The sequence below is a fragment of the Thalassospira profundimaris genome, from assembly GCF_003326795.1.
Lineage (GTDB): Bacteria > Pseudomonadota > Alphaproteobacteria > Rhodospirillales > Thalassospiraceae > Thalassospira > Thalassospira profundimaris_C.
Genome location: NZ_JPWI01000006.1, coordinates 215,278 through 241,295 on the forward strand (window position 1 = coordinate 215,278; position 26,018 = coordinate 241,295).

Below are 26,018 nucleotides of genomic sequence, written 5' to 3' on the forward strand. Positions count from 1 at the left end.
GGGTTTGGGCGGTGCTGGTTGCGACGTGTCACTCATTCAGTTGGCCCAGAAAAGACTTCACTAAACGTTTGTTTTAACAGGCGATCGAGCTCATCCATAGAAATATCGACACCAAGGTCGGCAAGGCTGGTGACGCCATGCTCGGAAATGCCACAGGGCACGATGCCGCCGAAATGTGAAAGATCCGGTGCGACATTGATTGCAATCCCGTGAAAGGTCACCCAGCGGCGCACGCGCACGCCAATGGCGGAAATCTTGTCTTCCCGACCATCTTCACGCACGACCCAGATGCCAACGCGGCCATCGCGTCGTTCACCCTTGATGCCCAGCAAAGCCAGGGTGCGAATCACCCATTCTTCGAGATTATGAACATATGCCCGGACGTCGCGGCCCCGATTCTTGAGGTCCAGCATCAGATAAACCGTCCGCTGACCCGGTCCGTGATAGGTATATTGCCCGCCGCGACCCGCGTCATAGACAGGAAAGCGATCCGGATCGACCAAATCTTCCTGATGGGCGCTGGTCCCGGCCGTATAAAGTGGCGGATGTTCAAGAAACCAAACAAGTTCATTGGCTTCGCCTGCATGGATCGCTTCGGCGCGGGCCTCCATTTCAGCAAGGGCTTCGGGGTAGGGAACCAACTCCGGGGTGGTGCGCCACTCGATGATTTGCGCGGTTGGGGCGATGGAATGCATTTTTCCTGACAAATAAATGAAATTAAGTGAAATGAGCCCTTGATCAGGGGTAATCAATTTGCTATCTCCCTTTCCGCGCCAAGGCAAGCCCACTTCTACACCTCACGGGCTTTGCTGCAGACAATATGCGGTCGTGGCGGAATTGGTAGACGCGCAGCGTTGAGGTCGCTGTGGGCTAACCCCCGTGGAAGTTCGAGTCTTCTCGACCGCACCAAAAACGCCTCCTCTTTTCAAGAGGGGGCTTTTTTGTTTCCGGGTTTTCGATTGCGGGTCAGGCAACCGGAGTTTCCCGATAAAAGAGCCCGCCAGAAACGGCGGGTTTTTTCGTTTGTGGACCTTCCCCATATATCCCCTACAATGTTTTTGTCAGCCAGCTCTGGGCGGGGCCGGTCGGGTTAACGCGGTTGCGATACAACTGATTGATTTATTGTGCAGTGCCGCGTTGAAAATTATGCAATGCAGCCCTTTGGCAGAACGTTGCACTGAGTGCTTCAATCACAGGGAAAACTCATTTAGTCTGGGTTTCCCACTAGAACGAATTATCAGGATTTAACCATTTTCTGGTTAATTAATGTAAATACCTGAAATTAAAAGGTATTATGATGGCAAATAGAAATGACAAGCTGCGTGAAGCAGCTTTGGACTATCACCGGTATCCCACCCCGGGGAAATTGTCCGTAACGGCGACGACGACACTTGCCAACCAGCGTGACCTTGCCCTGGCCTATTCGCCGGGTGTTGCGTTTGCATGTGAAGAAATCGTCAAAAACCCCGATACGGCGGCGGAATATACTGCGCGCGCCAATCTGGTCGGGGTGATTTCCAACGGTACGGCTGTTCTTGGTCTTGGCCCGATTGGCCCGCTGGCATCCAAGCCGGTGATGGAGGGCAAGGCCGTTCTGTTCAAGAAGTTCGCCAATATCGACGTGTTCGATCTTGAAGTCGCCGAAACCGACCCGCAAAAATTTATCGATATCGTCGCTGCACTCGAGCCGACTTTCGGGGGTGTTAACCTCGAAGACATTAAGGCGCCTGAATGCTTCATCATCGAGAAAGCATTGCGCGAACGTTGCAACATTCCGATTTTCCATGATGACCAGCACGGAACGGCGATTTGTGTCGCGGCTGCGGTTCTGAATGGATTGCGTGTCACGGGCAAGGATATCAACAAGGTCCGTCTGGTGACATCGGGGGCTGGTGCCGCCGCGCTTGCGTGTCTTAACCTTCTGGTGTCGATGGGGCTGCCCAAGGACAACATCACGGTCACCGACCGGTTTGGTGTCGTTTACAAGGGCCGTCAGGAAGAAATGGATCCGTGGAAAGCGGATTATGCCATTGAAACCAATGCCCGCACATTAAGTGACGTGATCGAAGGGGCTGATATCTTCCTTGGTCTGTCTGCGCCCAATGTCATGGGCGAGGACGAACTGCGCAAGATGGGTGAACGCCCGATCATTATGGCGCTTGCCAACCCGACCCCGGAAGTATCGCCTGAACTGGTCAAGGAAATCCGCCCGGATGCCGTTATGGCGACGGGGCGTACCGATTATCCCAATCAGGTGAATAACGTTCTTTGCTTCCCGTTCCTGTTCCGTGGTGCGCTTGATGTCGGTGCGACCGAGATCAACGAGGAAATGAAAATTGCCGCGGTCGAGGCGATTGCCGATCTGGCAACCGCAGAGGTTTCGGACGTTGTTGCGACGGCTTATGGCGGTGAGGAACTTAAATTCGGTCCGGAATACCTTATTCCCAAACCGTTTGATCCACGTCTGATGCTTGAAATTCCGCCGCGTGTGGCAAAGGCTGCGATGGATAGCGGTGTTGCCAAACGCCCGATCGAGGATTTCGATCATTACCGTCAGCAGCTTGAAGGCTTTGTCTTCCGGTCCGGTCTGGTGATGAAGCCGGTCTTTGACATGGCACGCGCACATAAAAAACGCGTGGTCTATCCCGAAGGCGAATCGCGCCGCGTTCTTCAGGCCTGTCAGGTGCTTGTCGATGACGGCGTCTGCGTTCCGGTGGTGATTGGTCGTCGCGAAGTGATCCTGGAACGCATCACCGAACTTGGCTTGCGTCTGATCCCTGATGAACAGATTGAAATCCATGATCCGGATGACAATCCGCATTTCGAACAGGACTGGCAGGACTTCCACAACATCATGGGACGTCGCGGGATCAACCCGGAATATGCGCGTTCCATCGTGCGTACACGTCCTACCGTGATCGCAGCCCTTATGCTGCGTCGTGGTGAAGTGGATGCGATGCTGTGTGGCTGTCAGGGCGGTTTCCTGCGTCACCTGCGCTATGTCCGCAATCTTGTGGGCCTGCAGAAAGGCGTGACCGACTTCTCGACGGTCAATATGATGATCATGAAGCAGGGGACCTTCTTCCTGACCGATACCTATGTGTCGGTTGACCCGACCCCTGAACATGTGGCTGAAACCACGATCATGGCAGCCGATGTGGTCAAGCGGTTTGGCATTACGCCCAAGGCCGCCTTGATTTCGCATTCGAACTTCGGCAGTCACGAAAACAAGTCGGCCTGCAAGATGCGCGACGCGCTTCAGCTGATCCGTACGCAGGCGCCTGACCTTGAGGTTGAAGGTGAAATGCATGCCGATGCGGCAATTTCACAGCCGATCCGTGATCGTATCTTCCCGCATTCGATGCTTAAGGGGGCTGCGAACCTTCTGGTGATGCCGACCCTTGATGCTGCCAACATCTCCTATAATCTGGTCAAGATGCTGGGTGATGGTTTGCCGGTTGGTCCGATTCTGGTCGGTGCTGCGAAATCGGCACATGTGGTCAGCCCGTCGATCACGGTGCGCGGTATCGTCAATATGACTGCAATCGCGGTTGTTGATGCGGTAACGCGTAGTCAGGAAGGCCAATAAAATATCTGTCGTTGCGCCCCTTGACCGGGGCCATGCGATAGCGCAGAAACAGCCGTGTCGGGATTTTGATCATCAACGTCCCGGCGCGGCGTTTTCATAAGACAGTTTCAATCTGGTGCAGGGCGCAAACAGCAGCACGTAACTCAGGGAGGGGCAGATGGCAGGTCAAGTTGATGAACTCGACCGTCCGGCGGATACATCCACCGGCGATGAATATGTCGATCTGACACCTGAATATGCGCGCGAAATCTTTGACGCCCTTGGCGAGGAAGACAGCAACACTGCGTCTGAACTGCTTGGCGAATTGCACTTTGCCGACATTGCAGATTTGCTGGGCTGGGCAAGCTCGAACCAGCGTGCGCAACTTGTCGAACTGATCCGCCCCGACTTTGACCCGGAATTCCTGACCGAACTTGACGATGACCTTCGTGAGGAAGTCATCAACCTGCTCGGCACGGATGTGGTGGCCGAGGCCATCACAGAGCTTGATTCAGATGACGTTGTCGAGGTCATCGAGGATTTTGATGCCGACGAACAGCGCGAACTTCTTGGCGCGCTTTCCGATATCGAACGTGCGCGTGTTGAAGAAGCACTTTCCTATCCGGAATATACCGCCGGTCGTATCATGCAGCGCGAGCTGGTGGCGATCCCGGATTACTGGTCGGTCGGCCAGACCATCGATTTCCTGCGGTCGGCCAAAAATCTGCCGGATGACTTTTACGACATCATCGTCGTTGATCCGCGTTACAGCCCGGTCGGCATCGTGCCTTTGTCGCGTGTGATCCGCACCAACCGTCCGGTGCTGGTGCGTGATGTGATGGGGTCCGATGAAATGCGCACGGTCCTTGTGACCGAGGAACAGGAAAACGTCGCCCATCTGTTCCGTCAGCGTGACCTTATTTCCGCACCGGTTGTGGATGATTCCGGTCGTCTTGTCGGTGTGATCACGGTCGATGACGTCGTTGACGTTATCGACGAGGAATATGAAGAAGACATGATGCGCCTTGCCGGTGTCGGCGAGGAGGATGACCTTTCAAGTGCGATCCTTGATACCACCCGGTCCCGCTTTACCTGGCTTCTGGTCAATCTGGGAACCGCGATCATGGCGTCGGTGGTCATCGGCCTGTTTGAAGGGACGATTGAAAAGCTGGTCGCACTGGCGATTCTGATGCCGATTGTGGCCTCGATGGGCGGGAATGCCGGTACGCAGACCCTGACTGTTGCGGTGCGTGCGATTGCCACGCGTGAGCTGACCAGCACCAACGCATGGCGTGTGATCCGCAAGGAGGTCGCTGTATGTGGTCTGAACGGGCTGGCATTTGCCATCTTGTCCGGAGCTGTAACATGGCTTTGGTTTGATGATCTTTTGCTGGGCGGTGTGATTGGCGCTGCGATGATTATCAATCTGCTTTTTGCCGGGCTGTTTGGTGCCCTGATCCCGCTTGGTCTGGAACGTGCGGGTATTGATCCCGCTGTATCTTCATCGGTGTTCCTGACGACGATTACCGATGTTGTCGGTTTCTTTGCATTCCTTGGACTGGCAGCGATTTTCCTGCTTTAGGCCTCAATAATCCAGTCGGTATCTGGCAAGCGCAGTGTTTGAGGCTGCCGGATTTGCAAATTAAAAGCCCCGCAGATAATGCTGCGGGGCTTTTGGTTTTTAGGCTGCCGAATCAATGAGCAGGCAATTTGCGAAAGCTAGCCTGAATGTTCGTCTTCTGCCGGACTTGATGTTGCTTTCGGGCGCGCCGGGCTCTTTTGCCGGGGCAGAAGTTCGGCGGTGTCGATTGCATCAAGTGGTGCAGACAGCAAGAAGCCCTGCATCTCGTCACAATCCGCAGCCTGAAGCACGGCAAGCTGTTCTTCGGTTTCAACACCCACAGCAACCACCTTGCGATTAAGGCTTTTGCACAGCCGGATTGCCGGTTGCAGGATGCTGTTTTCGGGTTGCTCATCAAGGGCCAGATTGAACAGCGATTTTGACAGCTTGATCCGCTGAACCGGGAAGCGTTTCAGATAGCGTAGCGACGTATTGCCCGCCGCAAAGTGATCAAGCGTCAGGCCAATACCCGCCTCGGCAAAGCGATAGAACTGGCCAAGCGCGCGTTCAGGTTCACGCATGGCGATGTCTTCGGAAACCTCGATCTCGATCATGGCGGCATCAATTTCATGTTCAGCCGTAAGATCAATGATGTTCTTGATCAGGTCAGCCTGAATGAACTGGCGGCTTGAAACGTTCAATGCAATCGGAACCGGGACATAGCCCTGTTCACGCCATTGGGCGATCTGTTTGCACACGGTTTCAATGATCCATTGACCCAGTGGTGACAAAAGCCCCGTCCGGTCGGCAACCGCGATAAAGTCAGGCGGCAGGCGGCGCTTGCCACTGTCATCAATCCAGCGCAACAGCGCCTCAAACCCGGTCAGGGTGCGGTCGGATGTCCGATAGCGCGGCTGATATTCAAGGACAAAGCGCTTTTCATCAACCGCACGGCGCAATTGCGTTTCCATTGAAAGACGCGCATGCATCACGTTGTTCATCGTCTCGACAAAGAAGCAATAAGACGATTCCGCAGATTTCTGGGCGCGATACATTGCGGCATCCGCATTGGCCAGCAATTGCGACGGTGCGCGCGCATCGTTGGGATACAGGGCGACACCAACACTGACATGCAGACGGATTTCTTCGCCCGTCGTGGTCTGGATCGGCTGTGACATGGCTTCGACCACGCGTTCGGCAACCAGTGCCGCGCCTTCGGCCTCTGACAGGTCGGTTGCGATAATCGCAAACATGTCCCCCGAGAACCGGGCACAGGTGTCTTTTTCACGCACTGTCGCGCGCAGACGCCCGGATATGGTGCGCAATGTTTCGTCACCGATATCTGCGCCGAACCGGTCATTGATGGCGCGGAAATTGTCGATATCAACCACCAGAACCGACAGAAGCTTTTCATACCGTTTGGCATGGGCAACCGCCTGATTAAGGCGGTCTTCAAACAGTGCATGGTTCGGAAGCCCGGTAAGCGGGTCATGCGTTGCCAGATACCGCAACCGATTAACCGATGCGTTGGCCGCCGGATTGTGATGCAGGGTGATATCAACGCAATCAGGATTGCTGGCGGATGGCTTCATCGCCAGATTGCAGACGACATGAACGCCTTCGGCGCTGCGGACAATCCATTCACGACGTAATTCTTCCTCGCCGCGATTGATGGCAAGCAGCATCTTTTCCTGGGATCGACGCGAAGCGGTTCCGTCGGACTGGAATTCCGGCGCCAGATTGTAAAAGCGGATAAATCCGTAATCTTCTTCGCGCAGATCAAAGAATTCGGCCGTTTCCGGCGACATTGATTTCAGATGACCATCAAGCTTGGTAATCGACAAAGCAAGGTCATTGATATCATCACCGGCATTGATGTGATGCAGATGGCGTCGGGATGATGTTTTCTGCCGGTTGGTCAGCATGAAGATCAGAACGGTAAACAACGCCGTTACCAGCGTCCCGAACAGCAAAATAAGTTCGGGATTGATGGTGTGCTGGCTTGCAAGTTTGGGGTCGGCAATGACATCGACCTGCCACTGACGCCCGACAATCTCGACCGGGACGGTGCGTTGCAACTGTTCGTCATCCCCTTCGCCACGGATTTCAAACAGAACAGTGTCACCTTCGCGCACACGCACGGTGTAATCTTCGACCTGTTCGGTATTGATGACCGAGGCCAGCATGGAGCGGATGCGGAATGCCCCGTTGATGATGCCGATAATCTCGCCATCACGGCCCAGAACCGGGCTATAGGCCGCAAATCCGCGCCCGCCCTGAAGAAGTTCAAGTGTCGGGGTGATCTGGGTCCTGCGCTGATCAAGGGCGATATCCAGAACCGGGCCTGCCATCGGATGGCGTTTCAGATCAGCACCAATGGCCGGAACGTTCCCCTTGATCGGGGCTACATATAAAATGAGGTAATTGGGCGAAATCCAGTTGATTGCCTGCAGCGCCGGAAAACGGCTTTGCAGCGGGGTGGCAATCGAGAGATATGCGCGTTCATCCTCGGGCGCGCCGTCCTGCCAGTTATCCGCAAAGCTTTCAAGAACGGCGAGGTTGCTTGTGACAATCTGGCTGACTTGCTGGGCTACAGACGTGGCTGTAATCTGGGCTGCGGACAGAAGAATGGTACGACGATTTTTTTCAAACGTTTGCCAGAAAAAGAAAGTCACAGAGCCAAGGAAAACTGCCGTCAGAAAACCTGCCAACAATGCCCGTTTCTTCAAACGGGACGTTTGCGTGGATGCATTTTCATCAGCTTGTTTGTTTTCTTCTTCCATCTCTCCCCCATACGTGACCCGCAAAACAGGTTCCCCAAACCCGGATATGCGCGCAAAAAAAAACGCATTCGTCACGTCATTTGCAAAGGCATCATGCGTATGATGTCTTACAAACGGTTTTGTGTCACGCAGACGATAAGCAATTCGCTCTATGTTTAATGGTGCCATTATTACAGGATTTTAAGGGTTTAGTCGCGTTCATTTGCATATAATTTTTTGCGCAATAAGTTCGTTGCCGGGGCGTCTGCACCATTTTTGCGGGCAGACGCAGGATTAAATCTTTGTTCGCCCCTGTTCGTGGCGCGCCAACTGGTGTATCTGAGGCTGGCTTCTGGTAGCCGCGATAATTTGCCAGATAAAAGTGTGACGAAGATCACCCCCGAGAGAGAGTTTATGAAACATCATCACCGCAATCCCCGTGCCCGTGGGGGACGCAAGCGTCAACCGTCCCGGCGTGATCCGCTGATTGGTTTTGAAGCGCCCGTCACCATCGAACAGGTTGGTGCGCGTGGTGATGGCATTGCGCATATTCAGGCTCCGGATGGTAAAGCGGTTCTGGTCTATGTTGATTGCGTGTTGCCCGGGGATGAAGTGCGGGTTGCCCTGCGTCAGAAACGCGGTGACGGATATGGCGCCGAAGTCATCGAGGAAATTGCCCGCACCGGTGCGTTCAACCCGCCACGCTGTTCGCATTTCAAGGAATGTGGCGGCTGTGCGCTTCAGCATATGAGCGACGATGATTACCGGGCGTGGAAATATGACAAGGCCAAAACCGCTGTTTTGCGGGCGGGGATTGATCCCGAGGATGCAGATGATCTGATTGCCGAGGTTGAAATTTCGCCACCGGCAAGTCGCCGTCGCGCGGGTTTCTCCGTTCATGTCGGGGCGACGGGGGTGTTTGTCGGTTTCCATGGCCGGTTCAGTCATACGGTTTTGAATGTTCCTGACTGCGCTGTTTTGCGCCCGGAATTGATGGCGTTCCGTTCTGCCTTTGTCGATTTCCTGACATCCTGTCCGCCAGATTACGCGCGCGATATCAAGGAGGTCTTTGTTACCCTTGTTGATAACGGACTTGATGTTCTGATCCAGGCCAGTGCGGACCCCAATCTTGATATGCGTCAGGACCTGGCCGAATTCGCCGGGGCACAGAACCTTGCGCGTCTGAGCTGGCAGGTCGGGGATCGTCCGGATGAACCGGTTGCCGCCCGGCATACGCCGCTGGTGTCCTTTGAAAATGTCGAAGTGTCGATTGCGCCTGCCGGGTTCTTGCAGGCAACGCTTGATGGTCAGCAATCCCTTGTAAATGCGGTCAAGCAGGCACTGGATGAAATTGCACCGAGACAGGTCGCCGATCTGTTCTGCGGGGTCGGCAGCTTTACATTCGCATTGGCCTTGCATGGCAAGCGCCGGTCGGTGACTGCTGTTGAAAGTGACCCGCGTGCGGTCGAACTTTTGCAATATGCCGTGGGTCAGTCAGGAAGTCCGATAAAGGTTGTCAAACGTGACCTGTTCCGTCAGCCGCTTACTGCGGCTGAGTTGGGGGCATTTGATCTTGTGCTGTTTGATCCGCCGCGTGCAGGCGCATTGGCACAGTGCGAGCAACTGGCAACAGGCGGACCTGAATGGGTTCTTGCGGTTTCCTGTAATCCGGCGACCTTTACGCGCGACATGCGTGTGTTGCGCAATGGCGGCTATGAAATTCAAAAGGTCGTCCCGGTGGATCAATTCCTGTGGTCGTCACATCTGGAACTGTTTGCTGTTCTGCGCCGTAAAGCGGTCTGATCCGGGCTGTTCGGGGCAGCCCGGATTGAAGTTTGCAGACGGAATTACAGGATGATTGCGCCCAGATTGGGTGGGGGTTTTTAAAATCGCGCCTTGATTGTGCGATTTGGCTTAATGTTTCATCGCTAATAATCTATACTAATGGCTGGTATTTCCGCCGGACACCAGGAAGGTCAGGTGGACAAAGTTTTGAATGATTTCAATTTCTTTGTCCGTGCAGCATGTAGTTGCCTCGCCGGCTTGTTTGTGCGGAAAAGCAATGGAACCAGTTGCGAGTCAGCTTACGATCTATACCAACACTGCGCGTGCGATTGCACCGCAGAACCGGTTGATTGCGTCTGATGGCAGCCAGTATTCCACATCATCGGGCAGTTCTGAGCGCAATACCGATTCGCTTCGTGGTGCGAGTTACACCACAGAAAAGCTTCGTGGATCGCTTGGCAGTGCCAGCAACCTTCTGACACAGGCATCAAGTGATTTGTCGCGCATCGGTGATGCGCTTGACGAAATTGAATCCCTGATCGAAATCGCAGAAGAAAGCCCGGACCTTTCGGCGCAGCAGCGTGCGCAACTTAATAGCCAGATCGAAGATTATCTGGGCGAAATTGACGATATTGCTGCAAACAGCAGCTTCGATGGCCGGAACCTTCTGGATGCGGATCAAACGATATCGGTACAGGTCGGTTCCGGAACGTCGTCAGATAACCGGATCAATGTCGAACTTTATGCATCGTCGACCGAGGATTTGGCGACGGGGCTTTCATCAATTGACCTGACGGATGGTTCGGGCGTTTCAAATGCACGTGCCCTGATTGATGAAGCGCAGCAGGCATTGCGTGATCGCGAGATTTCATTGTCGGCTGATCGCGGCAGTCTTGCCGTCGCGCAGGATCAAAACCGCGTTTCACAGGTTGCAGGCGACAATATTGTCCAGGCCCAACTGGCGGCGTCCGAAACATCCGGTGCCGAGGATATCAGGTCGCGTATTTCGGCAAATCTGCAGGCCTATCTTGGGGATATCGCCACCCAGCTTGCCAGTCAGACGGTCAGTATTGGCGGGTTCGGCTTGCCTGAACCACGACCTGATCCGTTCCTTGAACAGAATGACAGGCCGGTCTTTGACCCGAACGCCGAGGAACGTGATCCGCTGGCACAGGAAACCTTTGGGCAATCGTCGGGTGCAAACACCACACAATCCTATTCCACGCCGGTCTTTGGCGGGTATGACAGCGGTGGTCATGCGACATCAAACAGCGGTGGCGGGGCTGATCGTTCGCAAAACCGTGTGTCTGTCGATGCCTGATATCTTCCGTAAAGCCGTAATTATTTAAAAGGCCCCGTGGATGTTCCGCGGGGCCTTTGGTTCGTTTGATCGAAAGGGCAGGTGATCGAAAGGACGGGTGGTTTTCGGAAATCTATCCTGTCGTCTAGCCTTCGACGGTTTCATCTTCATATACGCCCCAGAAACCGTGACGCGGTGCCCATCCTTCGAAATCGCCAAAGCGCAGCTGGCACCAGTTCATATTGGCCGGGCAGTCTTCGATGCTTCCGATGACGCTGGCCGAGACCATAGCGATCTTGCGGGCATTTTCATCAGCCGCGGAATAAAGCGTGATGCTGTCATCGGTGACGATCACATGTCGAGAGCCGACAAGAAGGCTTTGATGAACCCAGCCTTCACTGCCTTCCCAGTCGCGAACCTTGCGCCATGTATCAAATTCAGACACGACTTCCATCGGCATATTGCGACGTTGATAAATCCAGACTTTCGGATATCGAAGCCCCGGCCCGGAACGCAAGAATACCTTGTCTGATCGCAGTGCGACAAATCGCGGAATGGGCAGACCGGATTCTTGGGCGCTGGCCACAATCGGGGTGGTCAGACTTGCCAGAATAGCCAAAGCCATGAAGCGATACATAAATGTGCGCAAAAACTGCGGCATCTTGTTGGTATTCCCTTGTTTCGGAGCTCTGACAGGGATCTGTCAGAAATCCTCTTCACGTAATAAAATTACAAAAAATGCGTCAAAATCCTTGCTTTTGTACCTTGCTGCATGGCATCACTGCATTGCGGCAGGGCACAAAAAATGTGACATGCCATATTTTGTCAGAAAAAGAGTTAAAAGACCGCATAGGATCGGCAGATGACCAAGAAAAAACCGCTTGTCGTCGTGACCCGGAAGCTGCCGGAAGCGATTGAAACCCGCATGATGGAACTGTTCGATGCGCGTCTGAATATCGATGACGCTGCAATGACCAAGGAACAACTCATCGAAGCTGTCAAAGTGGCAGATGTTCTTGTCCCGACTGTGACGGACAAGATTGATGCCGCCGTACTTGCCCATGCGGGGCCGAACCTTCGTCTGATTGCCAATTTCGGAACCGGGGTGGATCACGTTGATTTGCAGACCGCACGGTCGCGCGGCATCACGGTCACCAACACGCCCGACGTTCTCACCGAAGATACAGCAGACATGACAATGGCGCTGATCCTTTCGGTATCCCGTCGCCTTGCCGAGGGCGAACGCCTTATCCGCAAGGGCGAATGGGCCGGATGGGGCCCGACATTGATGCTGGGTCATCGCATCTGGGGCAAGCGTCTTGGCATTGTCGGTATGGGCCGTATCGGTCGTGCGCTGGCGCGCCGGGCAAAGGGGTTCGGGCTGTCGGTTCATTATCACAACCGCCGTCGCGTTCACCCGGAAATCGAGGAAGAGCTTGATGCAACCTATTGGGAAAGCCTTGATCAGATGCTTGCCCATGTCGACGTTGTTTCTGTTAACTGCCCGCATACACCGGCAACCTATCATTTGCTTTCGGCAAGGCGTCTCAAGCTGATGCAACCCCATGCCATTCTGGTCAACACAGCACGTGGCGAGATCGTTGACGAACCGGCACTGACCCGGATGCTGGCCGATGGCGAGATTGCCGGTGCCGGTCTTGACGTGTTCGAGCATGAACCGGCCGTAAACCCCAAACTGCTTGATCTGCAAAACGCGGTTCTTTTGCCGCATATGGGGTCAGCCACCATCGAAGGGCGCGTGGATATGGGCGAAAAGGTCCTGATCAATATCAAGACCTTTGTCGATGGGCATACACCGCCAGACCGTGTGATCGAAGGGCTGCTCTAGACAGGTTTTCGACAACGATGTGAGGATTTAAATGCCGGGGATTTCCCCGGCATTTGTCATTTGGTCGTGGTTTCCGGGGCCGGGATTTTTTTATGCAATACAAATGCATGTACCAGTTGTCCCAAAATCAACGGGGCGATGCTGCCACCAGCCACCAGCATCCAGCCCGTCGGACCGGGGCTCGAGATCATCAGAAGATCAGACAGGCTTGGTATCCACAAGGTTGCCCCGACCAGAACGCAGCACAATGCCAATGCCCCCCAGACAAACGGGTTACGGCTTACATCATTGATCAATGCATTCGAACCGGAAGCGCGCATGTTAAATACGTGCAAAAGCTGGGCGGCGGCCAATGTCAGGAATGACACAGAAAGGGCTTCCTGTTCGCCCAGCGCAAAGACTGTGTGGGCCAGAATAAATGCACCAAGCGTTCCTGCCGTAATCAGCCCGCCATAGATGATCACCCGCATCCAGTGCAAAGCACCAAGGATCGGCTCTGCCGGGTCGCGTGGTGGTTGCTTCATGACACCCTTTGCGCCTTCACCAACACCAAGCGCGAAGGCCGGGAATACATCGGTAACAAGGTTCAGAAAAAGAATCTGCAATGGCAGTAAAGGAAGGGGAAGCTCGCTTAAAACAGCCAGACCGACGATCAGGATCTCGCTGAAGTTGCAAGACATCAAATAAATCACGAATGTCCTGATATTGGCAAAAATCACCCGGCCCATATGCATGGCGGCAACGATGGATGGAAATGCATCATCGCGTAGAACCATGTCGGCGGCTTCGCGGGCAACTTCGGTGCCACGTTGACCCATGGCAATGCCGATATCGGCTTTCTTAAGGGCCGGTGCGTCATTCACACCATCCCCTGTCATCGCAACGATAGCGCCGCTTTCCTGATGAAGAGATACAAGATCAAGTTTGCTTTCCGGGCTGACGCGGGCAAGAACCGGGGTCGCGAGAATGGCCTCGCGTTTATGTTCGGCAGCGTTGCCAACATCGTGAAGGTCGCGGCCTTCCAAAACCGGGGCGTCCGATCTGCATAAGCCGACCTGACGCGCGATATTGTGGGCGGTTCCGGCATGGTCACCGGTGACCATAACAGTCCGAATACCGGCGTCGTGACAGGCCTTGATCGCACTTGCGACGTCGCTTCTTGGCGGGTCAAGCAAGGCGATCAATCCAAGAAGCGTGAGATTTTCATAAGGAGCGGTGTTCTCCGAACGTGCCTCTTTCATTGCAAGGCCGAGAACCCTTAATCCTTCGCTCGTCATCTCCGTGGCAAATTCCGTCCATTGATGGTGCAGCTTGTCATCGAACGGCACCTTGCCATTGATCGTGAGAAGATCAGTACAACAGTCAATCACCGCTTCGGATGCACCCTTTACCGCGACAAACAGGGCGTCATTGTCTGGTTGATGATGGTAGGTCGCCATCATCCGGGTCTGGGCGCTAAAGGCTTCCTTCGCAACCAGTGGAAAATCTTCGAACAAGGTTTTCTGATCGTATCCCTGCTTTGTAACGGCTTCAAGCAACGCAATTTCCATCGGATCGCCAATTGGCGCGGATGATATGTTCGTTTTTGTACCGGTTGCGGATGCTGGTGAAATGAGGACTGCATCGTTGCACAACATCGCGGTTCGCAAGGCGATTTCTTGTGTCGGATCATTAGGTGTTTCAACCGGTCTGGTCGCCCCGGTTGTCCCGAATGCATTCGTCTCGTCAAGTATGACTGTACTTGTGCGCAGGCGGACAACTGTCATGCGATTTTCGGTAAGTGTACCGGTTTTGTCAGTCATGATGACGGTGGTGGCACCAAGCGTTTCAACGGCTGACAGATTTTTGATCAGGGCATTGCGCCGCGCCATCCGCGCCATACCGCGTGCAAGGGCAACCGTTGCCACAATCGGCAAACCCTCGGGAACAGCGGCAATTGCCAGGGCAACACCGGTTTTGACCATCAGCAGGAAGTCCTTGCCGGCATAGATGCCACTTAGCGTTATAAAAAGGGTCAGCCCGAGTGTGACCCAGATCAACTGACCGGCAAGCTTATCAAGTCGCTTTTCAAGCGGGGTTGTTTCGGCATCTGCCGTTTCGGCCAGATCGGCAATATGACCAAGTTCGGTGGCCATCCCGGTTGCGGTAACAATCCCAAAGCCATCGCCGCGGGTAACTGCCGTTCCCTTGAAAACCATATTGAACCGGTCGCCAAGAACGATGTCATCACCAGAAAGAATATCGTTGGTTTTGGCGATTGGCAGGGATTCACCCGTCAGTGTGGATTCGTCACATTGCAGATTGTTGCAATCAACGATGCGTATATCGGCCGGAACAATGTCGCCCGCTTCAAGCAGAACAATATCACCGGGAACGATATCTTCTGCCGGGATGACGGTTGCGATGCAATCGCGTCGAACACGGGCTTTGACTTGCGAAAGTTTGCGCAGAGATTCCATTGACTGGACAGCGCGATATTCGGATGAAAATCCGATGGCAGCGTTCAGGACAAGGACAACTGCAATCGCGCTGCCTTCGGTCCAGTCACCGAGATAAAAGGAAAGCAGCATTGCCCCGGCCAGAAGATAGACAATCAGGCCGGTGAACTGATCAATCAGAATGTTCCAGACAGATCGTGACTTGCTTCGCCGAAGCACATTGCGGCCAAATCTCCTTCGGCGTTCAGCGATTTCCTTTTTGCCCAGACCGTTTTCCGGACGAACATTTTCAGTATCAAGAACCTGATGAGCCGTTTGGAGATAGGGAGAGCTTTTCATCGATACCCCTTGTGCAGACCATGGTCCGGGTGGTGGTCGTGCGGCATGGCTTTGCCAGTCTTTCAGTTTGCGTCTGACGTGGTCAAGTGATTTGGAATGGCGGCCATATGTCAGACAGCTGCCGTGATGATGGAAAACCAACCCGAATGCAGGAACAGAAATCCGTTTTGTGACCGGGTTTTACATCTCAGTCATTTTCTTTTGCGGGTAGCTTGGCTATCACTGTTATCAAACAGCGTTAGTTTCAAGGAGCCATCATGGGTTTGATTTTCCAGCCTGCCGAACCGACGACCATTCCGGTTCAGGATTCCGACGATCTTTTCCCGGTTAACCGCATTTTCTGCATCGGAAAAAACTATGCCGATCACGTTCGTGAAATGGGATCGGACCCGTCTGATACGCCGCCATGTGTGTTCATGAAACCGACCGGTTGTCTGGTGGTCGGTGATGGTGATCTGCCTTATCCGTCAGCAACCGAAGATCTGCATTATGAAGGTGAACTTGTCGTTGCCCTGTCAAAGGGGGGCAAAAATCTTGACCGTGCCGCGGTTGAGGATGCGATTTTCGGGTATGGGGCAGGTCTTGATATGACCCGCCGTGACGTTCAGGCAGGCCTCAAGGAACGCCGTCTGCCGTGGGATATGGCCAAGTCGTTTGACGGCTGTGCCGCAATCTCTGCGCTTAAGCCCAAAGCAGATGCAGGCAATCCGCATGCGACCAGTCTGAAACTGTCGGTCAATGGCAATGTCCGTCAGAACGACACCACGGCCAAGATGATCTGGCCGGTGATTGATGCGCTTGTTCATCTATCGACCCTGATCGAACTGAAACCCGGTGACTTGCTGTTTACCGGAACGCCCGAGGGCGTTGGTCAGGTGGTTCGCGGTGACCGCATGGATCTGGCGATTGAGGGTGTCGCTACACTGTCAGTGACGTTGAAATAGACGTCAGAACTTTTCGAAAATTTCCGGGGTCGTGGGGCAGGGGCCTTTCCCGAACAGGATTTGAACGGAGCCCGTTTTGAAAATTGTAAGTTGGAATATCAATTCCGTCCGCCTGCGCATCGAGCAGGTCATCAAATTTCTTGAAGATCAGCAACCCGATGCGCTGTGTCTTCAGGAACTGAAATGCCCGGATGAGCATTTCCCCCATGAGGCATTTGAGGCTGCTGGCTATGTTCATCGTCATAACCACGGTATGAAAAGCTATAACGGGGTGGCGATTGTTTCACGAATGCCTTTCGTCGAAACTGACATCAAGCATTTCTGTGGCAAGGAAGATCGCCGTCACTGCATGGCGAAATTCGAAAATGGGGTCGAGCTGCACAATTTCTATATCCCGGCGGGCGGTGATGAACCCGATCCGGCGATCAACGAGAAATTTGCCCACAAGCTGTCCTTTATCGACGAGATGACCACCTGGTGGACCGACCGTCGTGCTGCTGATCCGAACCGCAAGGCCGTTCTGGTTGGCGATTTCAACATTGCCCCGTCAGAGAACGACGTCTGGTCGCACAAGCAGCTTCTTCGGGTCGTCAGCCACACACCGATCGAGGTCGAAATTCTTGAGAAGTTCCGCCAGTCAGGCGACTTCATTGATTCAGTACGCGAAGTTGTTCCGGAACCCGAAAAGCTGTTTAGCTGGTGGAGCTATCGTTCTCGTGACTGGCGCGGCAGTAACAAGGGACGTCGTCTGGATCATGTCTGGATGACCCCGAATATGGCCGGGACGGTCCGAACAGCATCGGTCTATGACCTTGCACGTGACTGGGAAAAACCATCCGATCACGCGCCGGTGGTTGTGGAATTCAACCTGTAACCAGATCGCGTTTCGATTGAGTGAAAACAGCGGGCCGGGGAAACCTAGTCCGCTGTTTTGTCATGTAAAATAACTTGGCAAAATAACTTGATTGTTGTGCTGATCGGCGCAACTCTTTTGCTTGAACGCAACCAAACATATACCCATGTGGTCAATGTCGGATTGTTTTGGTGGCAAATTAAGCAGGATACGGGCAATGAAAAAGATACTGATTGGTTTGGCAGCGATCATCGTTCTGGTCGTGGGCGGACTTGTATATGTCTATGTCAATCTCGATGATATCGTCAAAACGACCATCGAAAAGGCCGGAACGCGTGTGACCCTGGCGGAAGTGACCGTTGATGGTGTGACGATCGAACCCACACAAAATACGGCAGGCATCACGGGGCTGGTTGTTGGTAATCCCGAAGGGTTCAAGACGGATTATGCCTTCTCGCTAGGCAATATTTCGGTGCGCCTTGACGGAACAACGCTGACCAGTGACACCATTCGTATTATCGAAGTCGTTGTCGATGCGCCAAGTGTTACCTATGAACTTGGCAATGGCAGCTCGAACATCGCAACCATTCAGCGCAATGTTGAAAGTTTTGTCCAGCGTGTTTCGGGACCGACCGGCGCAGGTGGTGCAGATGGGGCGACGGATACAGCTGCCAGCGAAGAAGCCGGTTCGAGCACCAAAATTATCATTGATGACGTATATGTTCGTAACGGCAATGTCGGTGTGTCAGCAGCTTTGCTGCAGGGTAAAAAGCTTTCAGCAAGCCTTCCGGAAATTCATCTTGAAGATGTTGGCAAGGACGATGGCGGCGCAACTCCGGCAGAAGTTGCTAGTGAAATTCTGACCGCAATCAACGCGTCAGTCTTCAAGGCCGTTTCGAGTTTGAATGTTGACGGTCTGCTGCAGGGCGTTGGCGATCTTGGCAAAGGTGTCGTTGGTGCTGTTGGGGGCGCTGCGAGCACAGGTGGCTCGTCGGTCAAGGATGGTGCCGAAGCACTTGGTGGAGCAGTCAAAGGGCTGTTTGGCGGATCATCTGATTGATCTGTCTGATCACCATTGAGCGTTGAAAATCCGGGGCCTGATCAGGTGGCAAGTCTGATCAGGCCTTTTTCGTGTTGGTCGCGCAGTGTTTTGTGGTTTTCCGGTCGATGATTGGGCCGTTAAACCGTTGCGGTGCGGGCACCTGCGCAGGGATTGGAACCGAAAAGATTATGAATTTTCTCTATCCCACTGCTTTTTTTCATGAAATTGACTTCTATATATTCTTGGATAGGGGTAATTATATCCCCCTCATATCGTTTTGGGGCATTGGGGCGTGAGTACAAGTTACGTGTCAAAATTCGGGGTCAGGTCTGTGATCTGATCGACTGCAACAACGATATGGTGCAAGTGACAGGCAAAAAATGACCTGTCTGGTGGTTGTCATAATCCATTGAAGTCCGGTTTGATGATAACCACCGAAACGAAATTGGGATTGGGATAAAGAATGTCGGTCAGACAAGGAGTAACACCGATGAAAGCTAAACTGCTCGCCGTTGTTTCCGCCGCAGCCTTTCTGAGCGCGTGCGCAAATATGAACATTCCAGGGGTGCGTGATATGGCTGACGAAGGGTCGGCATTTGATGCAGCTCTTCACCAGAATTACGCTGATCTCGCACAGGCCGAGTATGACGAAGCCGATTGGAGCGATGCACGTTACTTCACCAGCCGTTCGAAAATGGCTGCGATGAGCCAGGATACCGGCCCGCAGATGATTTCCGAACGTACCCTGCCAGCAGGCACCGAAGGCGAAGTGGAAGTTGCACGTAGCGACCTGATGGCGGCACTTGATGCCGGTGGTCGTGAAAAGGCTGCAACGGCCGCTGCGCGTGCACAGTCGAGCTTCGACTGCTGGTTGCAGGAACTTGAAGAAAACATTCAGCAGGAAGACATCGACAACTGCCGTTCTGCTTTCTATCAGGCACTCGCCATCGTTCAGGCTGAACTCGACACCGCACCGGCCCCGATGGCTGCAATGCCGATGCCGGTTCCGATGAATGTCTATTTCGGCTTTGACAGTGCTGCAATCGACACCAAAGGCATGTCGGTCATCGACGGTATTGTCGAAGCATATGGCAAATATGAACCGGCATCGATCAGCCTGGTTGCCTATGCCGACCGTGCAGGCGATGCGATGTATAACGACATCCTTGCAAAATCGCGTGTTGATGCCGTTGTGAAAGCACTTCGTGACGGCGGTGTGCCGGCAAGCAAGCTTGCGATTAGCATCAGCGGCGAAGCCAATGTTCCGGTTTCCACCGATGATGGTGTTGCCGAGCAGGGCAACCGTGTTGTCGTTGTCACCTTTAGCGACGGCATGTAAGCGCGTCCAAGCAACAAGGGGATCACATCCATGCGTCTTTTGATCGCACTTCTTCTGCCCTGGTTACTGTTCTTCACCATCGGACGTCCTATTGCAGGAATTATCTGCCTCATCTTGCAGATAACTGTGGTTGGTTGGGTTCCGGCTGCGATCTGGGCGGTCTATTCTCTTAGCCAGTATAATACTGACAAGAAAATCAGCAGTGCCATGGGTGGCGGTCAGGAATAACTGACACTGTCTGTGCTGCGTGGCAGCCGGACATGAAATCCACGTAAAAGGCAGGCCTTGGGGCCTGCCTTTTACATTTTAGGGACTGAATTAACCTTAGCGCAGGTGACGGCGAACGCCGCCCACAAAGCGCGCAATCAGCCGTGAAACGATAAAACGGGTCAATGTGAAGCTGATGGCACCGGCTATTGCGGGCCAATACCATGCGGCGACCTCGGGACGGGTGCTTTGTTCAACCAGCCGATAAACCACAACGGCAATTGCGGTTGCGGCAAAGAAGGCTGTTCTTCTGCGATAACGGGCAATAAAGGGACCAAGCATCCACATCAGTTAGTGCTGTCCGCCGCCAATGTCGCGCGCCAGCCGGGCCGCAAAATCATCTGTCATGCCCGACACATAATCAAGGATCACCAGATACAAATCATAAAGCGATGCACCAACCGGCATCGCGTCATTGCCAATCAGTTCGCGTACGCGCCCGGCACGATATGGAAGGTCCGCTTCGGAACCGGCATTGTGAACCTCAAGCGCGGTCTTGCAGAAGGTGTCAAGCAGGGTTTCCAGATGGGCAAAGGCCCCCACTTCAATCTGAACCTTGCGGCGGTTCAGAATGATCTGCTTTTCCGAGAATGACTTTGCTGTCGTGATCAACTCGTTATAGGGACCACTTGCACAGGCCAGAAGGTCACCTTTCCACTCACCTGCCAGAAGGGCGTCCTCGTTGGCGACGAAGGCATCCACCAGCGCAGCAAGAATCCCGGTCATGATTTTGCCACGCAGGAACGAGATTTTGCGACTGGCATTGGGTTCGCGGTCATATTCCGCCGGAAGATCACCCGCGATACAGGGACGAAGCATTTCTTCAAGAACCCGGAAATCGACCAGTTCAAGTTCCACCCCGTCTTCGATATCGATCAGGGCATAGCAAGCATCGTCAGCGGCCTCGACCAGATAAACCAGCGGATGGCGGCAAAATGACTGATCACCGGTGCGGATCAGGCCCGTGGCGTCGGCGACTTCTTCAAGCAGGGAAAATTCCTTTTGGAAGGCGCCAAATTTCTTTTTCTGCGGGAAGGGGCTGCCCGATGCAGACCAGGGATACTTCAGGAAGCTTGCCAGTGTCGCATAGGTCAAACGCATCCCGCCATCATACAGACCAGTCCGTTTGTTGGTCAGAAGCCGGAACCCTTGAGCATTTCCTTCATAGGTGGTCAGATCGGCGAACTGTTCGGCGGTCAGACTGCGGGTAAAAGAAGGATCGGCATCAATGAACCATTGGCGGATCGCATATTCCCCGGCATGACCAAAAGGCGGGTTGCCGATATCGTGACACAGTGCGGCGGCCTGAACGATCGCGGCCATATGGTCGGGATCAATCGTATCGGGAAGACTGCCTTTTTCATGTAAACGATGACCAATCATCAAGCCCAGCGAACGTCCGATACATGAGACCTCAAGGCTATGGGTCAGGCGGGTATGCACATTGTCATTTTCCGGCAGCGGATGAACCTGCGTCTTGCGTTGCAGGCGGCGGAAAGCTGAAGAAAAGATGATGCGGTCATAATCCTTGTGAAAGTCGGATCGACCAAACGCCCCGACACTGGAATGACGGGTGCCAAGCCGGGCGGGTGACAACAGTTTTTGCCAGTTCATCATCGCGGTCATGGTGTATCGGGCCTTCCCGTTCGTTCACAGGTTCTTTCACATGTGGGGCCTTTATGCCCGTTGTTGGTAAATAAGCATTTTAAATTTTGCGATTTCCCAAAAGAAAACGGCGCATCTTTTGATGCGCCGTTGATAATGTCGGGTCGTCTATCAGGTGTCAGGCACCCAGACCTTTTTCCATGATCAGATCAAGGCGACGGGCAAAGCTGACCGGGTCGGGCAGGGCTTCGCCTTCAAGAATGCGGGCCTGATCCAGCAGAAGCAAAGCGGCGTCATTGAGGATCGGTGCCTTGGCATCCTTGATCGCAACGTCAGACAGCTTTTTGATCAGGCTGTGTTTCGGATTGATTTCAAGAATGCGCGGGCTGATTTCATCAACACGGTTGTGTTGTTTCATCAGGCGTTCCATGCGCAAATCCATACCGGTTTCATCGGCGATCAGGCAGCAGGCCGAACTGGTCAGACGATCAGATTCGCGAACATCCTTAACACCGGTGCCAAGGGCGATCTTGATTGATGCAATCAGGGCATCAAGTGATGCATCACTTGCCGCGTCGTCCTTTTTCGCATCCTTGCTGTCATCCTTGTCGTCGGCTTTGACGTCATTAAGGTCTGCACCACCACGGGTTACCGATTTGAAGTCCTTTTCTTCAAACTGGCCAACCGATGGCATCCAGAATTCATCAACCGGATCAGTCAGAAGCAGAACTTCAATGCCTTTGGCTGCAAAGCCTTCAAGCTGCGGGCTGCGTTTAAGCGCATCAATGTCTTCGCCACTGATATAATAGATGGCCTTCTGGCCTTCTTTCATGCGTTCGACATATTCGGCCAACGTGGTCCAGCCATCACCCTTGGTCGAGCGGAATTTGGCGATTTTGAGGATGCGGGCACGGTTCGACTGATCTTCGTAGAGGCCTTCCTTGACGACGGCACCAAAGTTTTCCCAGAACTTTTCGAACCCTTCACTGTCTTTCTTGGCAGCGGTTTCAAGTTCGGACAGGACTTTCTTGGTCAGGCCGTTTTTGATCTTGGTCAGGACGGGATTGTGCTGAAGCATCTCACGCGAGACGTTAAGCGGCAGGTCCTGACTGTCGACCACACCCGATACAAAGCGCAGCCACGGCGGAAGAAGTTCGTCTGCGCCCTCGGTAATAAAGACCTTTCGAACATACAGTTTCAGATGGCCTTTGCGCTGCGGATCATAAAGATCAAACGGGCGCATGGTCGGCAGATACAGAAGACCGGTATATTCAATCGCGCCTTCGGCCTGATAGTGGATGGTTTTCCAGGGATCGTCGAAGGCATGGGAATTGTGTTTATAGAATTCCTTGTATTGCTCGTCGGTGACATCTGATTTCGGGCGCGTCCAAAGGGCGGATGCCTCGTTCAGCGTTTCGTCTCCGTCGGCTTTCATCAGGACAACCGGGATACCGATATGATCGGAATAGGTTTTGACGATGTGGCGCAGGCGATATTCTTCGGTAAATTCCTTGAATTCGTCAGTCAGATGCAGGGTGATCTGTGTGCCGCGGCCTTCCATCTCGGTTTCGGCGATGGTGTATTCGCCCTTGCCGTCCGATGACCATTTCCATGCCTGATCCTCGCCAGCCTTTCGACTTACGACATCGACCTGACTTGCCACCATGAAGGCGGAATAGAAACCGACACCAAACTGGCCAATCAGGTCAACATCCTTGGGATTGTCTGACTTTGATACGGCATCAAGGAACTTCGCGGTTCCCGAATTGGCAATGGTGCCAAGATTGTCAATCAGGTCTTCCTTGTTCATCCCGATCCCGTTATCGGCAATCGTCAGAACATTGCGAACATTATCCGTAAGCAGGCGGACCTTGAATTCAGCGTCGCCAGCGAGCAGTTCCGGTTTGGCAATTGCTTCGTAACGCAGCTTGTCGCACGCATCAGAAGCATTGGAGATCAGCTCGCGCAGGAAGATGTCCTTGTTCGAATAAAGGGAATGGACAACGATATCGAGCAGTCGACTGACCTCGGCCTCGAACCGCATTTTTTCTTCCGTCATGACCTCTTTTTTCTCCTGTAATTCAATGATCTGAGGACCTTCCCCTGATGAGGCAGAAGGCCAACCAACGCAATGGTCTGGTTTCGACCGAGCTTGATATGCGTCAACGCACCTTGCAGCGCAAGTCCTGTATCCTAAGTATAAATATAGACGGTTTTTATCAGGGGCGTACAAACCAGACAATAACGCCCCTAAAAATCCCGGAACGGTAAAAGTTTCGGGGGTGAACGGCAGGGTGCAACGCCCTGCTTTGCGTCCAAGGCTTTAAACAGGAGGCCGTATCATGAAGGTTCCCGTTCAAATCACCTACCGTGATGTTGATCAGTCTGATGCGCTTGACGAGCGTATCCGTTTCAAGGTGCAAAAACTGGAAGAAACCTTCGATCGCATGACAAGTTGTCATGTCGTGGTGGAACGACCCCATGCTTCCCATAACCATGGAAACCGCTTTGCCGTGCATTTCGGCATTAATGTGCCTGGCAAGGAAATCATGGTGAAGCGTGATAGCGCCGATCATGCGCATGAGGATGTCTATATTGCGCTGAAAAACAGTTTCCAGGCGGCGCGTCGGCAGCTCAAGGAATATGCCGACAAGATGCGTAATCACTAAGGTTCCTGTTCGATATGGAAAGGCAGACGGGGCGACCGGATGGTCGCCCCGTTTTGCGTTTGGAAAACACTTTTGCACGGGTGGCGCAAAGGGGGGGCGCAAAGGGAGGTGCAGGGAATGTATCAGCCCGAAACTGCCGCGGGGGAGGCGGGGGAGCTCAAACAGTTCCGGACTGATACAGCACGGTGAAGCGGCCTGGTTTTGCAGCTTCAAGAAGGGGGCGCACGCGGTTCATATGTTCGGCAAAGCGCGGGGAGCCGGTCCAGTTGTCCAGATCGTCGCGGGATCGAAATCGTGACATAATGACAAAGGATTCTCCGTCTTCGGCGGCATAAAACCGCCCGCCAATAAGACCTTCGATTTCCGGGGCGACGCTTTGCTGGAATTGTGTCTGGATTTCAACAAAGCTGTCTTTCTGCCCGGCCTTTGGCGTCACCTTGCTAAGTGTGATGACTTCGTCACTTGGCGGGTTGGTTGGCGTCATGATGCCACGGCCTCCGTAAGTTGATGTTTGCTTTGCGGATAGCGGGCTTCGCGCAATGCGCCTGCCCACCATTTCAGGTCAGTTGTCATGTTATGGAGTGCTGCCTTGGCACCAACCGGTTCCAGGGGCTGTCCGTCTTCGTCAAAGCGGTCCCATGCATTGGCGAAACTCACGACGTCGCGCATTGTGACGGCCTGCAATTCGGCAAAGACCAGTCGCAGCTGTTCAACAGCACGCAGTCCGCCAGACATTCCACCATAGGAAACAAAGGCCACCGGTTTGCGTCTCCATTCCTGTTTGGCGGCATCAATCAGAAGCTTCAACTCGCCCGTGAAGCTGTGATTGTATTCCGGTGTGACGACGATAAAAGCATCGGCCTCTGCCAGTGTTACATGAAGATGCTGAACAGCGGGATGCTGTGCCCCGACATGGAAAGCTGGCAAGTTAAGGGTGGCCGGATCAATCGTATCAATTGAAATGTCATGATCGGTTTTGAGTGTCTCGATCGCCCACCGGGCAACAATGTCACAAAACCGGCCTTCACGTGCACTGCCATAGATGATGGCGACATTGAATGTCTCTTTCATGGATTTGACTCCTTGATAATTTTTCTTCAATGCGCAAGGTTCTAAAACCTCAACCAATATTAAGGTCAAGGGTGAATTTTCATGTCGGTGACAAGGCGCAATGCAGGAGGGGGAAAATGACGGGTTGCGGCGTTTTACAGCGTTATCTGAGTGTCGGGGAAGTCGCCAGTCGCAGCGGGATTGCTGTATCGGCTGTGCATTTTTACGAGCGCAAGGGACTGATCAGTTCGATCCGTACGGACGGGAACCAGCGCCGGTTTCACCGTGGTGTGCTGCGTAAACTTGCCATCATCAAGGTCGCGCAGAAAACCGGGATTCCGCTTTCGGAAATTGGTGATGCATTTGACAAACTGCCACCCAACACTGTGCCAACGGCCAAGGACTGGGCAAAGCTGTCATCGCAGTGGCGCGATGATCTCAACGAGCGGATCGAACAGCTTACCCGGCTGCGTGATCAGCTTGGGCAATGTATCGGTTGCGGGTGCCTGTCGATCTCCGATTGCCCGCTGCGCAATCCGGCCGACGAGCTTGCCGTCGATGGGCCCGGTGCGCGGTTGCTTGAACTTGAAGAACATTAAGACCCCGGTTATCGCGTTGATCGCCCGGAGAACTGAACTGCCGAACCT

The 26,018-nt window shown here is 53.6% G+C and carries 21 protein-coding genes and 1 tRNA gene; 13 read left to right on the forward strand and 9 right to left on the reverse strand.

Translation table 11 applies throughout. The features are described from left to right. Positions 1–32: 32 nt before the first annotated feature. Positions 33–695 carry a lipoyl(octanoyl) transferase LipB gene (lipB, locus tag TH30_RS11495; protein WP_114098233.1) on the reverse strand — a complete coding sequence of 221 codons (663 nt, stop codon included), beginning with the start codon at positions 693–695 and terminating at the stop codon, positions 33–35. Between the two features lie 127 nt (positions 696–822). On the opposite strand from lipB, the gene TH30_RS11500 reads away from it, so the two are divergent. The 3 genes from TH30_RS11500 (at position 823) to mgtE (ending at position 5,150) form a co-directional block, all read left to right on the forward strand. Further along, positions 823–909, forward strand: a tRNA-Leu gene (locus TH30_RS11500). Positions 910–1,297: 388 nt separating this feature from the next. After that, positions 1,298–3,589: an NADP-dependent malic enzyme gene (locus tag TH30_RS11505; protein WP_114098274.1), complete on the forward strand. Its 2,292-nt coding sequence runs from the start codon at positions 1,298–1,300 to the stop codon at positions 3,587–3,589. 157 nt (positions 3,590–3,746) lie between these two features. After that, positions 3,747–5,150: a magnesium transporter gene (mgtE, locus tag TH30_RS11510; protein WP_114098234.1), complete on the forward strand. Its 1,404-nt coding sequence runs from the start codon at positions 3,747–3,749 to the stop codon at positions 5,148–5,150. A gap of 137 nt (positions 5,151–5,287) precedes the next feature. Here mgtE and TH30_RS11515 read toward each other — a convergent pair whose 3' ends face one another. Continuing rightward, entirely contained in the window at positions 5,288–7,912 is a 2,625-nt protein-coding gene (locus TH30_RS11515; RefSeq protein WP_114098235.1) for a bifunctional diguanylate cyclase/phosphodiesterase, read from the reverse strand. A gap of 393 nt (positions 7,913–8,305) precedes the next feature. On the opposite strand from TH30_RS11515, the gene TH30_RS11520 reads away from it, so the two are divergent. Then, positions 8,306–9,694, forward strand: a complete 1,389-nt coding sequence (locus TH30_RS11520) for a class I SAM-dependent RNA methyltransferase (protein WP_114098236.1) — start codon at positions 8,306–8,308, stop codon at positions 9,692–9,694. A gap of 259 nt (positions 9,695–9,953) precedes the next feature. Continuing rightward, entirely contained in the window at positions 9,954–10,997 is a 1,044-nt protein-coding gene (locus tag TH30_RS11525; RefSeq protein ID WP_181850245.1) for a flagellin N-terminal helical domain-containing protein, read from the forward strand. Between the two features lie 124 nt (positions 10,998–11,121). Here TH30_RS11525 and TH30_RS11530 read toward each other — a convergent pair whose 3' ends face one another. Continuing rightward, positions 11,122–11,637, reverse strand: coding sequence for an SH3 domain-containing protein (locus TH30_RS11530; RefSeq protein WP_114098238.1), 516 nt, complete (start codon positions 11,635–11,637; stop codon positions 11,122–11,124). Positions 11,638–11,838: 201 nt separating this feature from the next. Here TH30_RS11530 and TH30_RS11535 point away from each other — a divergent pair, with 201 nt between their 5' ends. Beyond that, positions 11,839–12,825, forward strand: coding sequence for a 2-hydroxyacid dehydrogenase (locus tag TH30_RS11535; protein ID WP_114098239.1), 987 nt, complete (start codon positions 11,839–11,841; stop codon positions 12,823–12,825). A gap of 56 nt (positions 12,826–12,881) precedes the next feature. Here TH30_RS11535 and TH30_RS11540 read toward each other — a convergent pair whose 3' ends face one another. Then, positions 12,882–15,602, reverse strand: a complete 2,721-nt coding sequence (locus TH30_RS11540) for a cation-translocating P-type ATPase (RefSeq protein WP_114098240.1) — start codon at positions 15,600–15,602, stop codon at positions 12,882–12,884. A 257-nt stretch (positions 15,603–15,859) separates the two neighbouring features. Here TH30_RS11540 and TH30_RS11545 point away from each other — a divergent pair, with 257 nt between their 5' ends. The 5 genes from TH30_RS11545 to TH30_RS11565 all read left to right on the forward strand — a co-directional run bounded on the left by TH30_RS11545 (position 15,860) and on the right by TH30_RS11565 (position 20,008). Beyond that, positions 15,860–16,546, forward strand: coding sequence for a fumarylacetoacetate hydrolase family protein (locus TH30_RS11545; protein ID WP_114098241.1), 687 nt, complete (start codon positions 15,860–15,862; stop codon positions 16,544–16,546). Between the two features lie 76 nt (positions 16,547–16,622). Then, positions 16,623–17,420, forward strand: a complete 798-nt coding sequence (xth, locus tag TH30_RS11550) for an exodeoxyribonuclease III (RefSeq protein WP_114098242.1) — start codon at positions 16,623–16,625, stop codon at positions 17,418–17,420. 196 nt (positions 17,421–17,616) lie between these two features. After that, complete coding sequence (locus tag TH30_RS11555) at positions 17,617–18,459, forward strand: AsmA family protein (protein WP_114098243.1); 843 nt, start codon at positions 17,617–17,619, stop codon at positions 18,457–18,459. A 472-nt stretch (positions 18,460–18,931) separates the two neighbouring features. Beyond that, positions 18,932–19,780 carry an OmpA family protein gene (locus TH30_RS11560; protein ID WP_114098244.1) on the forward strand — a complete coding sequence of 283 codons (849 nt, stop codon included), beginning with the start codon at positions 18,932–18,934 and terminating at the stop codon, positions 19,778–19,780. Positions 19,781–19,810: 30 nt separating this feature from the next. Beyond that, entirely contained in the window at positions 19,811–20,008 is a 198-nt protein-coding gene (locus TH30_RS11565) for a YqaE/Pmp3 family membrane protein (RefSeq protein ID WP_114098245.1), read from the forward strand. Between the two features lie 96 nt (positions 20,009–20,104). Here TH30_RS11565 and TH30_RS11570 read toward each other — a convergent pair whose 3' ends face one another. The 3 genes from TH30_RS11570 to htpG form a co-directional block, all read right to left on the reverse strand. Beyond that, on the reverse strand, positions 20,105–20,335 hold the full coding sequence (locus TH30_RS11570; RefSeq protein WP_114098246.1) for a hypothetical protein: 231 nt from the start codon (positions 20,333–20,335) through the stop codon (positions 20,105–20,107). Positions 20,336–20,338: 3 nt separating this feature from the next. After that, complete coding sequence (locus TH30_RS11575) at positions 20,339–21,673, reverse strand: deoxyguanosinetriphosphate triphosphohydrolase (RefSeq protein WP_258548694.1); 1,335 nt, start codon at positions 21,671–21,673, stop codon at positions 20,339–20,341. Between the two features lie 157 nt (positions 21,674–21,830). Next, a complete protein-coding gene (htpG, locus tag TH30_RS11580; RefSeq protein WP_114098247.1) occupies positions 21,831–23,711 on the reverse strand; it encodes a molecular chaperone HtpG in 1,881 nt (626 codons plus the stop codon). Between the two features lie 283 nt (positions 23,712–23,994). On the opposite strand from htpG, the gene TH30_RS11585 reads away from it, so the two are divergent. Then, positions 23,995–24,321 carry an HPF/RaiA family ribosome-associated protein gene (locus TH30_RS11585; protein ID WP_033067024.1) on the forward strand — a complete coding sequence of 109 codons (327 nt, stop codon included), beginning with the start codon at positions 23,995–23,997 and terminating at the stop codon, positions 24,319–24,321. Positions 24,322–24,478: 157 nt separating this feature from the next. Here TH30_RS11585 and TH30_RS11590 read toward each other — a convergent pair whose 3' ends face one another. Both TH30_RS11590 and TH30_RS11595 read right to left on the reverse strand, forming a co-directional pair. Then, positions 24,479–24,805 (reverse strand): putative quinol monooxygenase, encoded by a 327-nt coding sequence (locus TH30_RS11590; protein ID WP_181850247.1) that lies wholly within the window; start codon positions 24,803–24,805, stop codon positions 24,479–24,481. Next, entirely contained in the window at positions 24,802–25,392 is a 591-nt protein-coding gene (locus TH30_RS11595) for an NADPH-dependent FMN reductase (protein WP_114098249.1), read from the reverse strand. Before TH30_RS11595 ends, TH30_RS11590 begins: the two co-directional genes overlap by 4 nt. A 116-nt stretch (positions 25,393–25,508) precedes the next feature. On the opposite strand from TH30_RS11595, the gene soxR reads away from it, so the two are divergent. Beyond that, positions 25,509–25,970 (forward strand): redox-sensitive transcriptional activator SoxR, encoded by a 462-nt coding sequence (gene soxR / locus TH30_RS11600; protein WP_114098250.1) that lies wholly within the window; start codon positions 25,509–25,511, stop codon positions 25,968–25,970. Positions 25,971–26,018: the final 48 nt, after the last annotated feature.

Bases quoted from the DNA above. Each gene is read 5' to 3' on its own strand.
- TH30_RS11595 (WP_114098249.1), bottom strand. From the start codon at position 25,392: ATGAAAGAGACATTCAATGTCGCCATCATCTATGGCAGTGCACGTGAA.
- TH30_RS11555 (WP_114098243.1), top strand. From the start codon at position 17,617: ATGAAAAAGATACTGATTGGTTTGGCAGCGATCATCGTTCTGGTCGTG.
- TH30_RS11505 (WP_114098274.1), top strand. From the start codon at position 1,298: ATGGCAAATAGAAATGACAAGCTGCGTGAAGCAGCTTTGGACTATCAC.
- TH30_RS11560 (WP_114098244.1), top strand. From the start codon at position 18,932: ATGAAAGCTAAACTGCTCGCCGTTGTTTCCGCCGCAGCCTTTCTGAGC.
- TH30_RS11520 (WP_114098236.1), top strand. From the start codon at position 8,306: ATGAAACATCATCACCGCAATCCCCGTGCCCGTGGGGGACGCAAGCGT.
- TH30_RS11530 (WP_114098238.1), bottom strand. From the start codon at position 11,637: ATGCCGCAGTTTTTGCGCACATTTATGTATCGCTTCATGGCTTTGGCT.
- TH30_RS11585 (WP_033067024.1), top strand. From the start codon at position 23,995: ATGAAGGTTCCCGTTCAAATCACCTACCGTGATGTTGATCAGTCTGAT.
- soxR (WP_114098250.1), top strand. From the start codon at position 25,509: ATGACGGGTTGCGGCGTTTTACAGCGTTATCTGAGTGTCGGGGAAGTC.
- TH30_RS11540 (WP_114098240.1), bottom strand. From the start codon at position 15,602: ATGAAAAGCTCTCCCTATCTCCAAACGGCTCATCAGGTTCTTGATACT.
- htpG (WP_114098247.1), bottom strand. From the start codon at position 23,711: ATGACGGAAGAAAAAATGCGGTTCGAGGCCGAGGTCAGTCGACTGCTC.
- TH30_RS11570 (WP_114098246.1), bottom strand. From the start codon at position 20,335: ATGTGGATGCTTGGTCCCTTTATTGCCCGTTATCGCAGAAGAACAGCC.
- TH30_RS11525 (WP_181850245.1), top strand. From the start codon at position 9,954: ATGGAACCAGTTGCGAGTCAGCTTACGATCTATACCAACACTGCGCGT.
- lipB (WP_114098233.1), bottom strand. From the start codon at position 695: ATGCATTCCATCGCCCCAACCGCGCAAATCATCGAGTGGCGCACCACC.
- TH30_RS11535 (WP_114098239.1), top strand. From the start codon at position 11,839: ATGACCAAGAAAAAACCGCTTGTCGTCGTGACCCGGAAGCTGCCGGAA.
- mgtE (WP_114098234.1), top strand. From the start codon at position 3,747: ATGGCAGGTCAAGTTGATGAACTCGACCGTCCGGCGGATACATCCACC.
- TH30_RS11575 (WP_258548694.1), bottom strand. From the start codon at position 21,673: ATGACCGCGATGATGAACTGGCAAAAACTGTTGTCACCCGCCCGGCTT.
- TH30_RS11565 (WP_114098245.1), top strand. From the start codon at position 19,811: ATGCGTCTTTTGATCGCACTTCTTCTGCCCTGGTTACTGTTCTTCACC.
- TH30_RS11545 (WP_114098241.1), top strand. From the start codon at position 15,860: ATGGGTTTGATTTTCCAGCCTGCCGAACCGACGACCATTCCGGTTCAG.
- TH30_RS11515 (WP_114098235.1), bottom strand. From the start codon at position 7,912: ATGGAAGAAGAAAACAAACAAGCTGATGAAAATGCATCCACGCAAACG.
- TH30_RS11590 (WP_181850247.1), bottom strand. From the start codon at position 24,805: ATGACGCCAACCAACCCGCCAAGTGACGAAGTCATCACACTTAGCAAG.